This is a genomic window from Geobacter sp. FeAm09, assembly GCF_008330225.1.
Taxonomy (GTDB): Bacteria; Desulfobacterota; Desulfuromonadia; order Geobacterales; family Pseudopelobacteraceae; genus Oryzomonas.
On the sequence record NZ_CP042466.1, the window covers coordinates 3,669,815 to 3,687,169 of the forward strand.

General features: G+C 62.4%; 17 protein-coding genes. 8 read left to right on the forward strand and 9 right to left on the reverse strand.

Annotation, left to right across the window (positions count from 1 at the left end):
* The first annotated feature begins 171 nt into the window (after window positions 1-171).
* Both FO488_RS17295 and FO488_RS17300 read left to right on the forward strand, forming a co-directional pair.
* Window positions 172-972 (forward strand): hypothetical protein, encoded by an 801-nt coding sequence (locus FO488_RS17295; protein WP_149211698.1) that lies wholly within the window; start codon window positions 172-174, stop codon window positions 970-972.
* Window positions 969-1,856: an NlpC/P60 family protein gene (locus tag FO488_RS17300; RefSeq protein WP_149211699.1), complete on the forward strand. Its 888-nt coding sequence runs from the start codon at window positions 969-971 to the stop codon at window positions 1,854-1,856. Before FO488_RS17295 ends, FO488_RS17300 begins: the two co-directional genes overlap by 4 nt.
* 91 nt (window positions 1,857-1,947) lie before the next feature.
* On the opposite strand, the gene FO488_RS17305 is transcribed toward FO488_RS17300, so the two are convergent.
* Window positions 1,948-2,742 (reverse strand): uracil-DNA glycosylase, encoded by a 795-nt coding sequence (locus FO488_RS17305; RefSeq protein WP_149211700.1) that lies wholly within the window; start codon window positions 2,740-2,742, stop codon window positions 1,948-1,950.
* 107 nt (window positions 2,743-2,849) lie between these two features.
* On the opposite strand from FO488_RS17305, the gene FO488_RS17310 reads away from it, so the two are divergent.
* A complete protein-coding gene (locus tag FO488_RS17310) occupies window positions 2,850-3,758 on the forward strand; it encodes a zinc dependent phospholipase C family protein (RefSeq protein WP_149211701.1) in 909 nt (302 codons plus the stop codon).
* 11 nt (window positions 3,759-3,769) lie between these two features.
* Here FO488_RS17310 and coaBC read toward each other — a convergent pair whose 3' ends face one another.
* Both coaBC and FO488_RS17320 read right to left on the reverse strand, forming a co-directional pair.
* Window positions 3,770-4,972, reverse strand: coding sequence for a bifunctional phosphopantothenoylcysteine decarboxylase/phosphopantothenate--cysteine ligase CoaBC (gene coaBC, locus FO488_RS17315; protein WP_149211702.1), 1,203 nt, complete (start codon window positions 4,970-4,972; stop codon window positions 3,770-3,772).
* Window positions 4,973-4,985: 13 nt separating this feature from the next.
* Complete coding sequence (locus FO488_RS17320) at window positions 4,986-5,609, reverse strand: MBL fold metallo-hydrolase (protein ID WP_149211703.1); 624 nt, start codon at window positions 5,607-5,609, stop codon at window positions 4,986-4,988.
* A gap of 77 nt (window positions 5,610-5,686) precedes the next feature.
* On the opposite strand from FO488_RS17320, the gene FO488_RS17325 reads away from it, so the two are divergent.
* Both FO488_RS17325 and rd read left to right on the forward strand, forming a co-directional pair.
* Window positions 5,687-5,872 carry a ferredoxin gene (locus tag FO488_RS17325; RefSeq protein ID WP_149211704.1) on the forward strand — a complete coding sequence of 62 codons (186 nt, stop codon included), beginning with the start codon at window positions 5,687-5,689 and terminating at the stop codon, window positions 5,870-5,872.
* Between the two features lie 24 nt (window positions 5,873-5,896).
* Window positions 5,897-6,055 (forward strand): rubredoxin, encoded by a 159-nt coding sequence (gene rd, locus FO488_RS17330; RefSeq protein ID WP_149211705.1) that lies wholly within the window; start codon window positions 5,897-5,899, stop codon window positions 6,053-6,055.
* Window positions 6,056-6,143: 88 nt separating this feature from the next.
* On the opposite strand, the gene FO488_RS20375 is transcribed toward rd, so the two are convergent.
* Both FO488_RS20375 and FO488_RS17335 read right to left on the reverse strand, forming a co-directional pair.
* Window positions 6,144-6,275: a hypothetical protein gene (locus FO488_RS20375; protein WP_255516533.1), complete on the reverse strand. Its 132-nt coding sequence runs from the start codon at window positions 6,273-6,275 to the stop codon at window positions 6,144-6,146.
* A gap of 99 nt (window positions 6,276-6,374) precedes the next feature.
* The gene (locus FO488_RS17335) at window positions 6,375-7,448 is read right to left on the reverse strand and encodes an alanine--glyoxylate aminotransferase family protein (protein WP_149211706.1); all 1,074 of its coding nucleotides are present in this window, start codon (window positions 7,446-7,448) and stop codon (window positions 6,375-6,377) included.
* A 454-nt stretch (window positions 7,449-7,902) separates the two neighbouring features.
* Between FO488_RS17335 and FO488_RS17340 the strand changes: the two genes are divergently transcribed.
* Entirely contained in the window at window positions 7,903-9,756 is a 1,854-nt protein-coding gene (locus FO488_RS17340; RefSeq protein ID WP_149211707.1) for a cytochrome c3 family protein, read from the forward strand.
* Between the two features lie 294 nt (window positions 9,757-10,050).
* Window positions 10,051-12,021, forward strand: coding sequence for a NapC/NirT family cytochrome c (locus FO488_RS17345; RefSeq protein WP_370514348.1), 1,971 nt, complete (start codon window positions 10,051-10,053; stop codon window positions 12,019-12,021).
* On the opposite strand, the gene trxB is transcribed toward FO488_RS17345, so the two are convergent.
* Entirely contained in the window at window positions 11,937-12,887 is a 951-nt protein-coding gene (gene trxB, locus FO488_RS17350; RefSeq protein WP_149211709.1) for a thioredoxin-disulfide reductase, read from the reverse strand. The two genes, FO488_RS17345 and trxB, sit on opposite strands and share 85 nt — an antisense overlap.
* Window positions 12,888-13,031: 144 nt before the next feature.
* Between trxB and ilvA the strand changes: the two genes are divergently transcribed.
* Window positions 13,032-14,237 carry a threonine ammonia-lyase gene (gene ilvA / locus FO488_RS17355; protein ID WP_149211710.1) on the forward strand — a complete coding sequence of 402 codons (1,206 nt, stop codon included), beginning with the start codon at window positions 13,032-13,034 and terminating at the stop codon, window positions 14,235-14,237.
* Here ilvA and FO488_RS17360 read toward each other — a convergent pair.
* The 3 genes from FO488_RS17360 to FO488_RS17370 form a co-directional block, all read right to left on the reverse strand.
* A complete protein-coding gene (locus tag FO488_RS17360) occupies window positions 14,216-15,481 on the reverse strand; it encodes a tetratricopeptide repeat protein (RefSeq protein ID WP_149211711.1) in 1,266 nt (421 codons plus the stop codon). The two genes, ilvA and FO488_RS17360, sit on opposite strands and share 22 nt — an antisense overlap.
* A gap of 91 nt (window positions 15,482-15,572) precedes the next feature.
* Complete coding sequence (gene flaF, locus FO488_RS17365) at window positions 15,573-15,959, reverse strand: flagellar biosynthesis regulator FlaF (RefSeq protein WP_149211712.1); 387 nt, start codon at window positions 15,957-15,959, stop codon at window positions 15,573-15,575.
* A gap of 119 nt (window positions 15,960-16,078) precedes the next feature.
* Window positions 16,079-17,311, reverse strand: coding sequence for a tetratricopeptide repeat protein (locus tag FO488_RS17370; protein ID WP_149211713.1), 1,233 nt, complete (start codon window positions 17,309-17,311; stop codon window positions 16,079-16,081).
* Window positions 17,312-17,355 lie beyond the last annotated feature (44 nt).

Consider the following 17,355-nt stretch of genomic DNA (forward strand, 5'->3'; position numbering starts at 1 on the left):
CACGAAGCTGCCTCCGGCGCAACCGCATGTGTGGGATGCAGGGGAGGCTGTGATAAGCTGTTTCTCTGGCAGGCTGTTTGCAGTATCATTATCCGGTACAGGAGCGCGCAACAAGGGCGAACCGCCCGGAAAAAGCCGCTCCGGAACGTCCCACGGGAGAGTGCCGCCACCATGAACCAGTCTGCAAAAATTGCGGATATCGATCAAAAACTGTCACACGACCTCCAGCGGGTTCTTGCGGCCGACAAGGACGAGTTGTTCGAGATCATGCAGGTGGCCGACGGAGAGGTCCTGCTGGCGGCCCTGCGCAACCGCGCCCTCGACGAGAACCACCTGCTGGCCCTGCTGAAACGCCGCGGTCTGCCCGAAGAGGTCTTCACCTCCCTCTCTGCCGGCAGGCGTTTCGGCGAGAGCTACCCGCTCAAATTCGCCCTGGCCAGCCACCCCGATGCCCCCGCGCACATCGCCGGCAGCCTGCTGCCCCAACTGTACATCTTCGACCTCATCAAGCTCTGCACCATACCGGCCGTGCCTCCCGACCAGCGCCTTTCCGCCGAGCGCATCGTCATCCAGCGCCTGCCCGCCCAGCCGCTGGGCAACAAGCTCACCCTGGCCCGGCGGGGAACCGCGACGATTGTGGAGGCGCTCCTGCGGGAGGGGGTGCCGCCGGTGGTGGAGGCCTGTCTGGACAACCCGCACCTGAAGGAGGGGGCGGTTCACCAGTTCATAACCTCCGCGATGTCGAACGCCGAAACCATCTCCCTGATCGCCCGGAGCGGCCGCTGGAAAAACAAACCCAATATCCGCCTGGCGATCCTCAAGAATCCCCGCACCCCGGTCATCTGGTTCACCCTGTTCCTGCCGGCGCTCCCCCCCGGCACGCTGCGGGACCTGCTCTCGGCGCCGCGCCTCACCGCCGCCCAGAAGGAGTTGATCCGGCAGGCCCTGAGCAGCAGGGGAGGGAGGGCATGATGCGCCCGCTTCCCGTCATCCTGGCGGCGCTTCTCGGCTGGAGCGGCATCTGCGGGGCGGCCCCCTATGGTGTGGCCCGCAGCGCGGCGCCGGTGCTGAACAGTCCGGCCTTCAGCCGCATCTTCGGAGGGGCGGACGGCAAGTCACTGAAGACCGACCGCTGCGGCCAGGTGCGGGAGATGGAGTTCATCGCCCTGCCGGGGACCGTCTTCAGGGTGCGGGAAACGATCCCCGGGACCGGGGGGGCCGTCTACCGGGTGGAGACCGACGACTACCCCGCCCCGGCCGGCATCCCGCTCTATGTGGACAGCCGCTTCATCGAGCCGCGCGACGAAGAGCCCCCGGCGCGCGTCCGGGCCCTGCCGCCCCGGGAACGGATCACCGCCACGCTCCGGGAGGCCGTCGGCGCCCCCTACGTGTGGGGCGGCAACCTCCGGGAAGGAGCACACGCCCTGCTCGGCACGCTCTATCCCGCCGAAGCGCCCCTGGACGACCGGGCCAGACGGCGCATCACCCTGGCCGGGCTGGACTGCTCGGGACTGCTCTATCAAGCCACCAACGGGTGGACGCCCCGCAACACCTCCCGGCTGGTCGCCTACGGCGCCGGGGTGGCCGTGGAGGGGAAAAGTGCCCGGGAGATCGCCGAGAAGGTGCAGCCGCTCGACCTTATCGTCTGGAACGGCCATGTGATCATCGTCCTGGACCGGGATACGGCCATCGAAAGCCGCCTGGAGTGCGGCAGGCCCGGCAATGGCGGGGTGGTGGAGACACCGCTGGAACAACGGCTGATGGAGATCATGCGGACCCGCCGGCCGCTGGATGCCTGGCCGGCACCGGGGAAGCGGCAGGGGGTCTTTGTGGTCAGGAGGTGGTACGGCCTCTAGGAGGTTGTTGAAAAACAGCCTGCTCGTGTCCCGTGGCTTACCTGGGGAGCAATCCCGCGGTAGTGCGGCTGGTGCCGGGGCCCGGCCGCACTCACCGTTTTCTCGACTTCTCCGGCACCGGCAGCTTCAGGAGCCGCAGCACCTGGGTCATATCCTCCCACACCTCCCAGAAGGGCCCCGAATCCCCCCGGTTGCGCAGCAGGTAGGAGGGGTGATAGGTCGGCATGACCGGCACGCCGTGATAATCGCGGAACTTGCCGCGCAGCTTCGAGATTGCCTCCTTGGTGCCCAGCAGGGTCTGGGCGGCGAACCTGCCCAGCGCCACGACCACTTCGGGCTGGACCGACTGCAGCTGGCGCAGGAGGAACGGGGCGCAGGCGGCAATCTCGTCCGCCTCCGGGTCCCGATTGTTGGGCGGGCGGCACTTGACCACGTTGCAGATGTACACGTCCTCCCGTTTGAGTCCCATGGCGGTGATGATACGGTTCAGGACCTGCCCGGCCTCGCCCACGAACGGTTCCCCCTGCCGGTCCTCGTCCCCCCCCGGCCCCTCTCCCACAAACACCAGCCGCGCCTGGGGATTGCCCACGCCAAACACCAGGTTCTGCCTCCCTTTCGCCAGTTTGCAGCGTTGGCAGTCGCCCAGGCTTTTCCTGATTCTTTCCAGGGATTCGTGTTTCTGATCGTGGGGCGGCTCCCCGGTCTCCGCCGCTGCCGGTGGGACCACTGCCCTCTGCGGGGGTACTGCCGCCTGTTGCGCCGCCGCCGCTTGCGATGCCGGGGCAGAAGGCGCGGCAACGGGGAGCCCGTCCAGACCGCTTTCCTGAACGGCCAGCAGGTATTCCCGCAGGGACGATGCCGCCACTGTCTTGAACGATTGAGCCATCAATTATCCCTTGAGTTGTATCATTCCCCATTCCGGGGCAGTATTATCGTGGTATACTCTCAGGACTGTACCAGTTCCTTCAAAGCCATGTCAAAGCGAAAGAGACCATGTTTCCATTCGTGCTGTTGCTGACCATCTGCGGCGTGCTCGTCCCCGACGCGGCCCACGCCTGGGGCGGCGGAATCCATCTCCAGGCGGGCCTGAGCGTGCTGTCCGCCCTCGACACCCTGCCCCCCGCCATCGGGGCGGTCCTGGCGGCATATCCCCGCGACTATCTCTACGGCTGCATCGCCGCCGACATCATCGTGGGGAAGAAATATACCCACTACCTGCTCAACTGCCACCGCTGGCGCATCGGTCAAAAGGTGCTGCAGGCGGCCCACAGCGACGGCGAAAAGGCCTGCGCCTACGGCTACCTCTCCCACCTGGCGGCGGACGGCATTGCCCACAACTATTTCGTCCCCTACAAGATCATGCGCTCATTCGCCTCGGTAACCATGAAGCACACCTACTGGGAGATGCGCTTCGAGACCTTCGCCGACAAGGCGGTCTGGGAGCGGGCACGGGAGATCTGCACCTCCGACCAGCGGGCCAACGACGCCATGCTGCGCAGCGTGCTGACCAACACCATCTTCTCCTTCGGCACCAACAAACGCATCTTCAACTCCATCATGCTCCTGTCGCGGCTGGAAAAATGGCAGAAGGTCATGCGGACCCTGTCGGAGAACTCCCGCTACACCCTGGCGGAGAGCGATCGGGACGAATACATGACCCTGACCGAGGAGGCGGTCTTCGACTTCCTGCGCCATCCCGAAGAATCGGACTGCCTGCTGACGGACCCGACCGGGGAAAAGGCGCTGGCGGCGGCGGATGCCCTGCGCAAGAACCTGCGACTCCTCTATAAGAATGGGCGGATCTCCAAGGCCGATGGCCTGGAGCAGGTGGACCTGCTGAAGCACAAACTGCGGCAGGCGCTGCACAAGCCGGAGCTGCTGAAGGGGTTGCACCGGGGGTGAGTGGCGCGGACCTACCGGCGCGGGGCTGGGAGACGTGAGGCGATCTGGTCCAGGATGCGGTTGGCCAGTTCATCCTTGGACATGAGGGGACACTCCTGGCGGGAGCCGTCCCTGAAGAGGAAGAGCGCCCGGTTGGTGTCCACATGGAAGCCGGCATCCCCCTGGCTGACATCGTTGGCCACGATCATGTCCAGGTTCTTTTCCGCGAGCTTTCGGGCGGCGTACTCCTCCAGGCGGGTGGTCTCCGCGGCGAAGCCCACCAGAAACGGGCGTTTCTTCAGGCTGCCCAGCTCGGCCAAGATATCCGGGTTTTTGACCAGCGTCAGGGTCAGCTCGGCCGCCTGCTTCTTGATCTTGCCCCCCTTGCGCTCGGCCGGCCGGTAGTCGGCCACCGCCGCGGCCTTGACGACCACCGTGCATTCCCTGACGTGCCCCATCACCGCCGCCTGCATCTCGCGGGCGCTCTCCACGCAGATCCGCTCCACCCCCGCCGGGGCGGCAAGGCCGGTGGGGCCGCTGACCAGGATCACCCGCGCGCCGCGCTGCCGGGCGGCCCGAGCCACGGCATAGCCCATCCTGCCCGACGAGTGGTTGCTGATGAAGCGGACCGGGTCGATCTCCTCCCGGGTCGGGCCGGCCGTGACCATGACGGTCTGCCCCGCCAGGTCCCCGGGCCTGAGCGTCGCCACCACCGCCTCGAAGATCGTCTCCGGCGCCGCCAGCTTCCCCTCCCCTTCCCAGCCGCAGGCCAGGGCGCCGGTTTCGGGCGCCACGAAGAGGTAGCCGAGCCGGCGCAGCTTTTCCTCGTTTTCACGGTAGATCGGGTTGGTGTACATGTTGACGTTCATGGCCGGGGCGATCAGAACCGGGGCTTTGGTGGCCATGACGGTGGTGGTGAGCAGGTCGTCGGCGATGCCGCCCGCGATCTTGCCGATCACGTTGGCCGTGGCCGGGGCGATGACGAACAGGTCGGCCCGATCGGCCAGGGAGATGTGGCCGATCTCCTGCTCGGCGATCAGGTTGAACAGCTCGCTGTGCACCGGGTTGGCCGAGAGGGTCTGGAAGGTCAGGGGGGTGACGAATTCCTGGGCCGAGCGGGTCATGACCACGTGCACCCGGGCACCGGCCTTGGTCAAAAGGCGCAGCAGCTCCACCGCCTTGTACGCGGCAATGCCCCCGGTGACCCCCAGTACGATCCGTGTATCCTTCAACATATCGTCATGGTCCTCAAAAGTAGGGGTTATGACGCTTTTCATGGCCAATGGAGGTTTCGGGGCCGTGCCCCGGATAGGCGGCCACATCGTCCGGCAGGGTAAAGAGTTTGCTGCGGATGGAGGCCAGGAGCTGGTCGTGGGAGCCGCCCGGCAGGTCGCTGCGGCCGATGGAGTCGGCAAACAGGGTGTCGCCGGTGATGATCCGTTTCTCTTCGGCCAGGTAGAGGCAGCAGCCGCCCTGGGTATGGCCCGGCGTATGCAGCACCTGCATGCGGTGGGTCCCAAACCCGATTTCCATCCCATCGGCAAGAAAACCGTCGGCCGCGGGGGAATTCTCCCCCTGGATGCCGTACATGCGTCCCACGTCGGCAACGAGGCCGAGCATGGGGGCATCCTCCTGGTGGATCAGCAGCGGGGCCTTGAACGCCGCCACCGCTTCGCGGTTTCCGCCGACATGGTCGAAATGTCCGTGGGTGTTGATGATGTACCGTATCTCCAGCCCATGGCGCCGCACCGACTGGATGATGCGCTCCACATCGCCGCCGGGATCGACCACCACCCCTTCGCGGGTCTCCTCGCATCCCAGTATGAAGCAGTTGACCGACAGGGGCCCGACTACCACCGCATCAAATATCATCGTCTTCTCCCGCTTGGTTGACATCCATCATGAAGCTGCTACAATACCTCCCCAGAAATCCGGGAGGAGCGTTGCCAATGAAACGACCGGTTGTGGATCAGGAAAGCTGCATCAGTTGCGGTCTCTGCATTTCGACCTGCCCCGAGGTCTTTCGCTTCAACAGCGCCGGCAAGGCGGAGTGCTTCGACCCGTCCGGCGCCCCTGAAAAGGACATTCAACAGGCTATCGACGGTTGTCCCGTCCAGTGTATCAGCTGGGAATAATCTCTACCACAAAGGAGCATTGCTATGGAACGTTGGATCTGCACCATCTGCCAATATGTCTATGACCCCGCCACGGGAGACCCGGACCGGGGCATCCCTGCCGGAACGCCGTTCGAGTCATTGCCCGACGACTGGACCTGCCCCTTGTGCGGCGCGGGCAAGGATGCTTTCGAAAAGGAATAGGCCGGGCTCGCTCGCCGGGGCGGCCACCCGCCCAGGGCGCCGCCCCAAACGTCATATTGTCCCAAAACCCTCCTTGCGGAGGGTTTTTTTATTTCTTGTCGGCGGGCTTGATGATGTCGATCTTCGTCTCGCCCCCCTCGGTCTTGACCCGCCAGACAAGCCCGCACGCGCCGCACTCCTTGAGCGGCGATTCGTCCGAAGTAAATCCACCGGAATGCATGTCAAGATCCAAGGATGTCCTGTCACCGCAATTTGGGCACTTCATGGCATGTTCCTCCTGTGTGTCGGTGCCGGGCCGGGCCGTTGCAACGGCTGAACGTCAGGCCAGGTCGGGCATGATGCCGGCAATGGCGGCAAAGAGTTCCTCCAGGTCATGGCGGGTCATGTCCCCCATGTGGGCGATGCGGAAGGTCTCACCTTTGATTTTGCCATAGCCGTCGTCAAAGGCAAAGCCAATTTCGGCCAGCTTCTTTTTCAATCCCGCCAGGTCGATGCCACGGCTGTTGCGGACGCAGGTCAAGGTGAGCGAGCGGTACTCCGGATCGGGGAAAAGTCCGAAACCGCGGTCGGTCGCCCATTGGCGGACATACTCGGCCATGTCCCGGTGGCGCGCCCAGCGCGTCTCCAAACCCTCGGCAAAGATCCGCTCCAACTGGCGGTCCATGGCAAAGATCTGGGAGATGCAGGGGGTGGATGGGGTGTTGTGTTTGGCGTCGTTGGCGGCGAACTCCATGAAATCGAAGTAGTAGCCGCGCCCTTCCATGGCCGATGCCCGTTCAAGCGCCTTGTCGCTGGCGGTGAAAACCGTGAGGCCCGGCGGCAGGGCAAAGGCCTTCTGCACCCCGAAGATGCAACTGTCGATGCCCAGCTCATCCACCGGAATCTTCAGGGCGCTCATGGAGGAGACCGTATCGACGATAAACATGACGTCCGGGAATTTGCGCATCACCTCGGCGATTTCGGGCAGGGGGGACATCACCCCGGTCGAGGTTTCGTTATGGATCATGGTCATGCTGTCGTACAGGCCGGTGGCCAAGGTCCGTTCGACCGCCTCGGGCGTAACCGGCGTGCCCCAGTCGAACCTGATGGCATCGGCCTGTTTGCCGCAGCGGCGGGTGACATCGTGCCACTTGTCCGAGAAAGCGCCGTTGCAGAAATTGGCGCACCGCTTTCCCACCAGATTGCGAATGGCCCCCTCCATGACGCCGAAGGCGCTGGAGGTGGCCAGGAAGACCTTTCCTTCCGTGAACAGGACCTTTTGCAGCCCGGCGGTTACCCGCCCGTGCATTTCGGCATATTCCTTGGTGCGGTGGCCGATGAGGGGAGACGCCATGGCGGCGAGGATGTCGGGATGTACCGGCACGGGGCCGGGGATAAAGAGCTTTTTGTACATGGGGGAACACTCCGGATGTACCGCGAAGCATGTTCAGCGGCAGAATTTTTTCGACGGACCGTTTATATATAACTCTATGGCAAGCTAACAAAAGCCCTGGGCAAAGTCAAGGGAACAGCGATGTCAAGGGCCGTAAATTCGGGAGGTTAGGTATACATTCTCCCCCTGCCCCGGCACCCGCCGCCCGACCCGGGGCCAGGCGGCGGGAAAGGCGGCTTCCGGGACGGCACGTCGGAAGTCGCCGCCCTGGGCCGGGATTTGTACGGGCACCGATTATGCAACCATTAAAGACCCTGTTTATCCTATTGGAATTTCATCTTCTTTATTCAATGCATCCATCCAGAAAGTGTGTATGCAGTATTCAATTTTCGTTGATTTAGAACGTGCTGTTGTGTAGTGTATATTAAATTTATACACCCATCTTTACACCCTATTGGTATGGAGGAGCACTGTCATGCAGTTTGTTTTCTGTCGTTTGCTGCCGTTTCTGATGCTGCTAATGGTCTGGGCCGGTCCGTCGCTGGCCGAGCAGGGAATGGCAATCGACCCGGCCACCTGCCTGGGCTGCCACGGCGACAAGATTTCCGTGCGGGCGTTTGCCGAGTCGGTCCATGGCAAAAATGCCTGTACCAGTTGCCATGTGGACATCACCGATCTCGCCAAGCACATGAAAAAGGAGATCAAGGTCCAGAAGGTCCAGTGCGAGCGCTGCCATAAAAAGCAGAACGCCGAACATTATGCCAGCGTCCACATTGCCAAGGGTGTCATGTGTGCCGACTGCCATACCGATATCCATGTCCATAAATACTGGAAGAACGACAAACGCGTCGTCGTCGCCAAATGCGTCCAGTGCCACGACAAGGAGTCGGTCTACCAGAAATCGATCCACGGCAAGGCGGTTGCCGCCGGCAACAAGGATTCGGCCGCCTGCCATGACTGCCATGGCCTGCACGAGATCAAGCCCCTGGGCGACCCCAAAAGCCGCGCCAATCGGGAATTCCACACCAAGATCTGCCTGAAATGCCACAGCGACGAAGAGATGATGAAGCGCAACAACGTTTTCAACGTCGCCGTCAAGACCTACATGGAGAGCTACCACGGCAAGAACTACCGCCTCGGGTTCCCCGAAAAGGTCGCGGGGTGTGCCGACTGCCATACGGGCCACTCGGTGCTCCCCAAGGATGACCCCAACTCCAGCGTCAACCCGGCCAACCTGGTAAACACCTGCGCCAAATGCCACACCAAGGCGACCATGCTCTTTACCAAGTTCTACGCCCATGGCGAGCATACGGACCGGGAGAAGTATCCGATCCTCTACTACACCTTCCTCGCCATGACCGGCCTGCTGCTGAGCACCTTTACGATCTTCTGGATTCACACCCTGCTCTGGATGTTCCGCGGCTTCGTGGAGAACCGGGAAAAGGCCGCCAAGCTGGCCAGCGGCGAATACCACCATGTCGTGCCGGAAGCTCACAAACAGTACCGTCGCTTCAACCGCATCCATATCTTCATGCACATCCTGGTGATCACCAGCTTCCTGGGGCTTTCCCTGACCGGCCTGCCGCTCAAGTTCAGCACCCAGCACTGGGCCATCTCGCTGATGAATCTCTACGGCGGCTCGGCCAACGCCGGTTTCATCCACCGGATCTGCGCCGGCATCACCTTCGTCTATTTCGGCATGGCCCTGGTCATGAGCATCAACTTCCTCTTCTTCAAGAAGGATATACCGGGGAACCCGATCCAGCGCCTGTTCGGGCCTGATTCCCTCTGCTTCAACCTGCGGGACATCAAGGACGTCACCGCCATGGTCAGGTGGTTCTTCTTCCGGGGGCCGAAACCGACCTTCGAACGCTGGACCTACTGGGAAAAATTCGACTTTGTCGCCGTCTTCTGGGGTATGTTCGCCATCGGCGGATCGGGCCTGATGCTCTGGTTCCCGGAATTCTTCGGCCTGTTCCTGCCGGGCTGGGCGTTCAACGTGGCGACCATCGTCCACTCGGACGAGGCCCTGCTGGCCACCGGCTTCATCTTCTCGGTCCACTTCTTCAACACCCACGGGCGGCCCGAGAAGTTCCCCATGGACTTCGTCATCTTCAATGGCCAGATCGGCAAGGAAGAGATGCTTGAGGAGCGCGGCGATCAGTGGAAACGTTATGAGGAACTGGGCATCACCGAACAGTACGCCTGCAAGAGGACCAGCGGCGTGGCCTACGACTTCCTGGTCAAAGGATTCGGCTTCACCGCCCTCTTCACCGGCATCGGCCTGCTCCTGCTCATGATCCTCGCCTTTGTGAGCGGCGCCCACTAACCGGGGCCGCACCTGCCAGACCCACCGGGGGGCGAATTTTCGCCCCCCTTTTTTTGTGGCGCGCTCCCCGGCAGACGCGGAGGCCGTCCCTGCCCGCAGCCGTGCCCCCGTGCCCCGAAATCGGAGGACAGGGGAACCGCCCGGGCCCGTGAAAAAGAGCCGGACTTATTTTGTTTGACAAATCCGCAACTGCCGATGTAATAAATTAAATTTACTGTATACTTTATTTTCGCATACAGACACGCAGGGAGGTGTACGTTGGAACTTAAAAATTCGAGTATTTACCGCTATCTGATGAACGGCACCAGCATCATCGGGGCACTCATGGCATTGATCGCAACCATCCTGATCATTGCCTTTTTGCTCCTTGAAGCCTTCACCGGCCTGGAAAACCCCTATATGGGCATGTTTGTCTACTTCGCCTTCCCCGGCATGCTCATCTTCGGGCTGGTCCTCATCCCGGTCGGCGCGTGGATGGTGCGCAACCGCTTCCGCAAGAACCCGGAACTGGGGATCCCCCGATTGCCGCGCCTCGACCTGAACGACCCCCACACCCTCAAGCTTTCCATCTTCTTCATACTGGCGTCGGTGGTCTTTCTTCTGGTGGTCGGTACGGCATCCCTCAAGGGATTCGAGTTCACCGAATCCACCACCTTCTGCGGCGAACTCTGCCACGTGGTGATGCAACCGGAGCATACCGCATGGTCGAATTCGCCCCACGCCAAGGTAAAGTGCGTGGAATGCCACGTCGGCCCCGGCGCCGAATGGTACGTCAAGGCAAAGATCTCGGGACTGCGGCAGGTGTGGGCGGTGTTGACCCACTCCTGGCCCACGCCGATCGAAACCCCCATTGCAAACCTGCGCCCCGCGCGCGGCACCTGCGAACATTGCCACTGGCCCGAGAAGTTCTACGCAGGCCGCCAGAAGGTCTTTTACCACTATGCCCCGAACGAGGACAACACCCCGCGCGAGATCAACATGCTGATCAAGATCGGCGGCACCCCCAAGACGCCCAACGCCATGGGCATCCACTGGCATATCGGCCGCGAAGTGACCTTCATCCCCGGCGACAAGAAGCGTCTGACCATCCCCTACGTGGCGGTCAAGGGGAAGGACGGCAAGATCACCGAATACATGGACCCCTCGAAACCACTTTCCCGGGATGAAATCGCCAAGGCGACGAAACGCATCATGGACTGCACCGACTGCCACAACAAGCCGACCCACATCTACTATTCGCCGGGCGAGGAGATGGACAGGAACTTCGCATCCAATACCATCGACCGCAGCCTGCCCTATATCAAGAAGGTGGCCGTGGAGCTGCTCGAAAAGCCCTACGCGACGACCGAGGAGGCCGTGAAGGCGCTTGACGCCGGCATCAGGGACTACTACGCGAAAAACTACCCCGAGGTCGCGACCAAGAGGGGCGCCGCCCTCACCCAGGCCATCGGGCAGATCCAGAACATCTACAAGCGCAATTACTTCCCGAAGATGAAGGTGGCGTGGAACACCTACCCCAACCACATCGGCCATTTCTACACCGCTGGCTGCTTCCGCTGCCATGACGGCAAGCATAAATCGCCCGAGGGCAAGCTGATCTCCAAGGATTGCAAACTCTGCCACGAAGTGCTCGGCCAGATTCAGGAGAATATCCCCGCCGGGAAACGGGTAACCGAATTCGTGCATCCGGTGGATATCGGCGACGAAATCAACAAGACCAACTGCAGCGAGTGCCATGCCGCCGGCGGACACGATGTCCCCGGGGGGGCAAGCACTAGACGCACTAGCAGGTTGTTGAAAAACAGCCATCTCGCCGCCGTCCTCGAAAGTCTCCTTGTGCGGCGTAGCGCTGCTACGCGCGGGTGCGACGATCTGACTATTTTTGAACAACCTGAGTTTCTCAACAGCCTGCTAGACATCCGGCACGAACGCACAAGGCCCCTGGAAGTTTTCTTCCAGGGGCCTTGTGCGTTCGTGGGCGCTCTACCTAGAGTTCCTCGAAATCCTCATCCTCACCGTCCTCGCTGTTGTCGCTGTTGTCGTCCCCATCATCCCGTTCCTGGCCGCTGTCGGCGTCATCGGCCAGGGCCTGGAGAAAACGGCGGTTGTCGTGGATGGTCTTGTGGATTTCGCCCAGCAGGGCGTCCAGGTCGTCAGGGGTCGCCGGCATGGCATGCTCCTCAGCTGCGAAGTGTTTCCAGGTACCGCTCGGCGTCCAGGGCAGCCATGCAGCCGGTTCCGGCCGAGGTGATCGCCTGGCGGTAATAGTAATCCTGCACGTCGCCGGCGGCAAAGACCCCCTCGATGTTGGTGGCCGTCAGGTTCCCTTCGAGACTGCATTTGGTCCGGATATAGCCGTTGTCCATATCCAGCTGCCCCTCGAAGATGGTCGTGTTGGGCGTGTGGCCGATGGCGATGAACACGCCGTGGACCGGCACCTCCTTGGTGGAGCCGCTGCGGTGGCGGATCCGGATGCCGGTCACGCCGCCGGCGTCCCCCAGCACCTCGTCCAGGACATGGTGCCACTCGATGGTGACGTTGCCGTTCTTGGTCTTTTCGATCAGCCGGTCCGCCATGATCTTTTCGGCGCGGAACTGCTCACGGCGATGCACCACCGTCACGTGGCGGGCGATATTGGAGAGGTAGAGCGCCTCCTCCACCGCCGTGCTGCCGCCGCCGATAACCGCCACATCCTGGCCGCGGTAGAAAAAACCGTCGCAGGTGGCGCATGCGGAAACGCCCTTCCCCTTGAAAGCCTGCTCCGAAGGGAGCCCCAGGTACTTGGCCGAGGCGCCGGTGGCGATGATCAGCGCGTCGCAGGTATAGGTGGCGCTGTCCCCCTCCAGCACGAACGGCCTCTGGAGCAGGTCGGCACGCTTGATGTTGTCCAGGACCATGCGGGTGTTGAACCGTTCCGCATGCTGCCGCATGCGCTCCATCAGGTCGGGCCCCTGGACCCCCCCGTATTCTCCCGGCCAGTTATCCACCTCCGTTGTGGTGGTCAATTGCCCGCCCGGCTGCAGTCCGGTTATCATAAGAGGGGTCAGGTTGGCCCGTGCGGCATAAATGGCCGCGGTGTAGCCGGCCGGTCCGGCGCCCAGGATAATCAATTGATGATGCTCTGCCTCCATGATGCCTCCTGTAAGATGTTCTCCGTTTAATGTACCAGCAAAGCGAAAACTTGCCAAGGGCTCAAAACGGCGGCCCTTCACATTTGACCATGTCCGGCTCCTCTGGTACTATGATCGGACTATCCTCTGGAGCGCCCACGTCCCATGCCCTTTCACGAACTCATAGCGGAAGCCTACGACCGCCTCCGAAAACGCGTCCGCCGCACGGAGCTGATCTATTCCCACCATTATGCCGAAAGATTGGGGGTGCCGCTGTTCTTCAAGTGCGAAAACCTCCAGCGGACCGGCTCCTTCAAGATCAGGGGGGCGCTCAACTTCATGACCGCCCAGACCAAGGAGGCCCTGAAGCACGGCGTCATTACCGCATCGGCGGGCAATCATGCCCAGGGTGTGGCCTTCTCGGCGGATCTCCTGGGGGTCAAGGCGACCATCTACATGCCGGAGATCACCCCACCCCAAAAGGTGCAGGCAACCCGCGATTACGGCGCCGACATCGTACTGACCGGCAAGAATTTCGACGAGTCCTGCGAAGCGGCTCTGGAGGCCCAGCGTGCCACCGGTGCCCTCTTCGTACACCCCTTCGACGATGAGCTGGTCATGGCCGGTCAGGGAACCATCGCCCTGGAGATCCTGGAACAGCTGCCGGACGTGCAAAATCTGCTGGTCCCGGTGGGAGGGGGCGGTTTGATAGCCGGCATGGCGGCGGCGGTGCGGGAGCGTGCCCCCCATGTCCGCATCATCGGCGTCGAATCCACGGCCGCCCCGTCCATGTCGGCCTCTTTCGCGGCCGGAGCCCCCTGCGAGGCGCCGGTGAAGGTGACGCTCGCCGACGGCATTGCCGTCAAGCGCCCGGGGCGGTTGACGGTGCCCATCATCCGCGCCTGCGTCGATGAGGTCGTGAAGGTGGAGGAAGAGGAGATCGCCCAGGCCATCGTATCGCTTCTGGAACGGACGAAACTGCTGGTGGAGGGGGCCGGCGCCGTGCCCCTGGCGGCGGTGCTGCACAACAGGGTGCGGGGCCTGAAGGGCAAGACCGTCTGCCTGCTGTCGGGCGGCAATATCGACGTCAAGACCATCGCGCTGGTGGTGGAACGGGGGATGCTGGCCGCGGGGCGCTACCTGAAACTCCGCATCGAACTGGACGACCTCCCGGGCGCCCTGGCGACGCTGGCGGCAGATATCGCCGCAACCCGCGCCAACATCTCCCTCATCAATCATGAGCGGCGCTCGGAGACCATCGCCCTGGGCAAGACCTCCGTGGCGCTTGAACTGGAAACCCGCGGCCACGAGCATCGCGCCGAGGTAATCGCCCATCTCCGCGGGCGCGGCTACGCCCTGGTGACGGAGTAGGGCGCGCTCCCCCGGAGAGCGCGCCACTGGGCCAGTTCTCCGGAAACCGTCGCCACGAGGGACTCCCACCCGTTCATTTCCCCCTGCCTGAACAGCCGCATGTCCGGATACCACGGCGTGGTGCCGCCCTGCAGCCCCCAACGCCAATCCGGCGCAACAGGAAGCATGGTCCAGGTCTCCCCGCCAAGCGCCCCGGCCAGGTGCGCCACGGCCGTGTCGATGGTTATCACCAGGTCGAGCCGGCGGATCAGCGCCGCGGTATCGCCGAAATCCAGGAGCAGGGGGGCGAGGCCGCGACAGGGGAAGGGGAGCCGGGCATGTTCCTCGTCCATCTGGAGTGAATGGAATTCCACCCCGGGGACGCGGCCCAAGGCCGCCAGGAGCTCTGTCGGGCAGCTTCGGCCGGGGTCGGGGTATGGTTTCCCCTTCCAGCAGAGCCCGACCCGCACCCCCGGGCCGGGGGGAAGGATGCTGTCCCAGAAGCGGCGCTTGTCGGCGGGGACGGCGAGGTAGGGGATCCGTGCCGGGACGGTCGCCAGGGTGGTCCCGAAGATGCCGGGCAGGGACAACAGTGGGCAATGCACATCGAACGGCGGGAGCGGATGGCCGAAGGGGACGACCTGAATGCGCCCCCCCAGGGATCCCATGAGGTTGACAAGGGGGGGATGGCACGCGAAGACCACCTCCGCCCCCCGGCCCGCTACCAGCGGGAGATACCGGGAAAACTGGATGGTGTCGCCGAACCCCTGCTCCGCATGGACCAGCACGCGTTTGCCCGCGATCTCCTCACCCCGCCACGGCGGGACTTCGAACCGCCGCACGGGCGATGTGAAGCGGCGCTTCTTCCAGCGCCACTCATACTCGCGCCATCCCTGGCCGTAATCGCCGGCGAGGAGGCAGAGCAAGCCGCGGTTCCAGTGGGCCTCGGCATGCTCGGGGTGAGTCGCCAGCACAGTGTCGCACTCCGCAAGCGCCTCGTCGATCCGCCCCAGCCCCTGGAGGCAGGTGGCCAGGGCGACCCGGGTATCCGCCAGGGAGGGACGCAGGGCAAGGGCCGCCCGATAGCTTGCGGCGGCATCCCCGAGCCGGTTGAGTTCAAGAAGGGTGTTGGCTCGATTGTTCCAATAGGCGGGAGAGTTCGCACAGACGGGCCGGGCCTGCTCGTACAGGGAGAGCGCTTCCGGAAAACGCCCGGCATCGTGCAGGCTCACGGCGGCGGCGAGGTACTCGTCACAGTTCCTCAAACTTCCGCTCCTTCAGGGGTATGTTCCCCCCTCCTGCGGTCATTGCCGAGGAGTGTTCCGGTATCGCCGGGCACAGGGGGAAAGGGGGGGATTACGCCGGTTGTTCCGCTTTGGTTCGCAACCCTGCGGCGATGTTGAAATTGATGTCGATGACAATGGAGAGTTTTTCCGGGTCCGGAAACGCCAGCACCTCGAAAAGACGCTTGTCGATGAAGAGGCTCAGGCTGAGGATGTCTTCACGGAGTTTTTTGGGGAGCGGATTGGAGGGGTCGGCAAGCTCCGCCTGGAAAAAACTCCATACCTTCTGATTGAATTTTATCGCTTCCAGAAGCTTTTCGCTTCTGTTGGGAGCATTCCAGTTGTCCTGCACCTGCTTGAGCATGAGCCCGGCGCGCGAGATTACGGAAGCCTCCAGTTCCCTGCCGCTCAGGCCTTCCTTCTGGATCTCAGTATATGCATTGACGGTATACTGTTGCATGGATGAATGGTTCCCCTTTTTGCGTGTGTCTCGTCACTCTGTCTCTACGTGCCGGCGCCCTGGCGCCATCCGTAGAACTATACTCTCAAACGGCATAAATGCAAGATTTCTGCCGGGGTCTAGAATGCTTTTCCCGCAAAACCGTCGATCTGGTCGGCAGTGGTATCCATCTTCTTGCCGTTTACGTCTTTCCCGTTGAAGGAGAAGACGATCCTGGAGGTATCTATGGTCCCCGATGCCGTACTGTTTTGCCGCAGCGAGAAATAGATGGTCGCCACTTGCTTTGTGGGGTCGTAGACTACGCGCGTCGGCACCGGCGGCACGACCGTGTCCGACGACCGGTAGGCACCGTTGTCGTACAGGCCGGTATTCGTATTGATGAGAGCGCCCTGTGCCTTGCGGATGCTCCAGTTGTTGATGTTGTTGACCGTCGTGGGGTCCATGGCCGAATCGAAGATGAAGCTGACCGAGACCTCCTTCGAGGCATCGGGCTGGACGAACTGGCTGTCCAGCGCAAGCAGCGGCACCGCGCCGAGGGTCGTGTTGAAGGAGCTCTTGCTTACGTCGATCGCCAGGATCTTCGGCTGCTTGATCGTCGTCTGGAGGGTCGAGGCGTAGGAAAGGCTTTCACTCGTGTCGATCTTCTTCAGGGCGTCTATCTGGGTCTGGGCCTTGTCGCTCTGGCCGTTTTTCGCATAGGCATTGCCAAGTTCGTAGATGGCCGCCGTAAAGTCCTTCTTGAGCGACGTGGCCTTCTGCAGCGCCTGGATCGCCTCGTCGTTTTTCCCCTGCTGCTCGAGGGACAGGCCGAGGCCGTAATACGCGTTGCCGTCCTTGGGCGAAAGCTTCACAGCCTTTTTGAAATAGGGTTCCGCCTCCTGGGGCCGGTCCTGCTGCACCAGAAGCTGCCCCAGGGTATAGGGGGCAACGACATTCTGCGGATTGAGCCTCGTGGCGGTACGCAACGCCTTTTCGGCATCGGCCGGGCGGTCGTCCTGAATATAGACGTTCGCCAGGCTGACATAGACATCGTCCTGGGTAGGGTCGAACTGGAGCGACTGCTTATAGGCGGAAATGGCCTCCTTGTCCTTGCCGAGCTTCAGATAGGACTGGGCCATATAGCTGTAGGCCGTCGTAATATTATCGTAGGTGGACGAGCTGATATTGCCGGTCGTGCCCGGATTGTAGGCAAGCGCCTGCCGGAAGGCGGCGGCCGCCTGCGCGTACTTCTTGTTCTGGAAAAGGGTCAAGCCGCTGTTCAATGCATTTACGGCAGCGTTATCGCGGGCTGTCGTATCGGACATGGCCGAGAACAATGAACTCAAGCTGCTCGAATCTATTACGGACGCCATTATAACCTCCTCCGGGTGGCGTATCACGTCTACCCTTATTTATG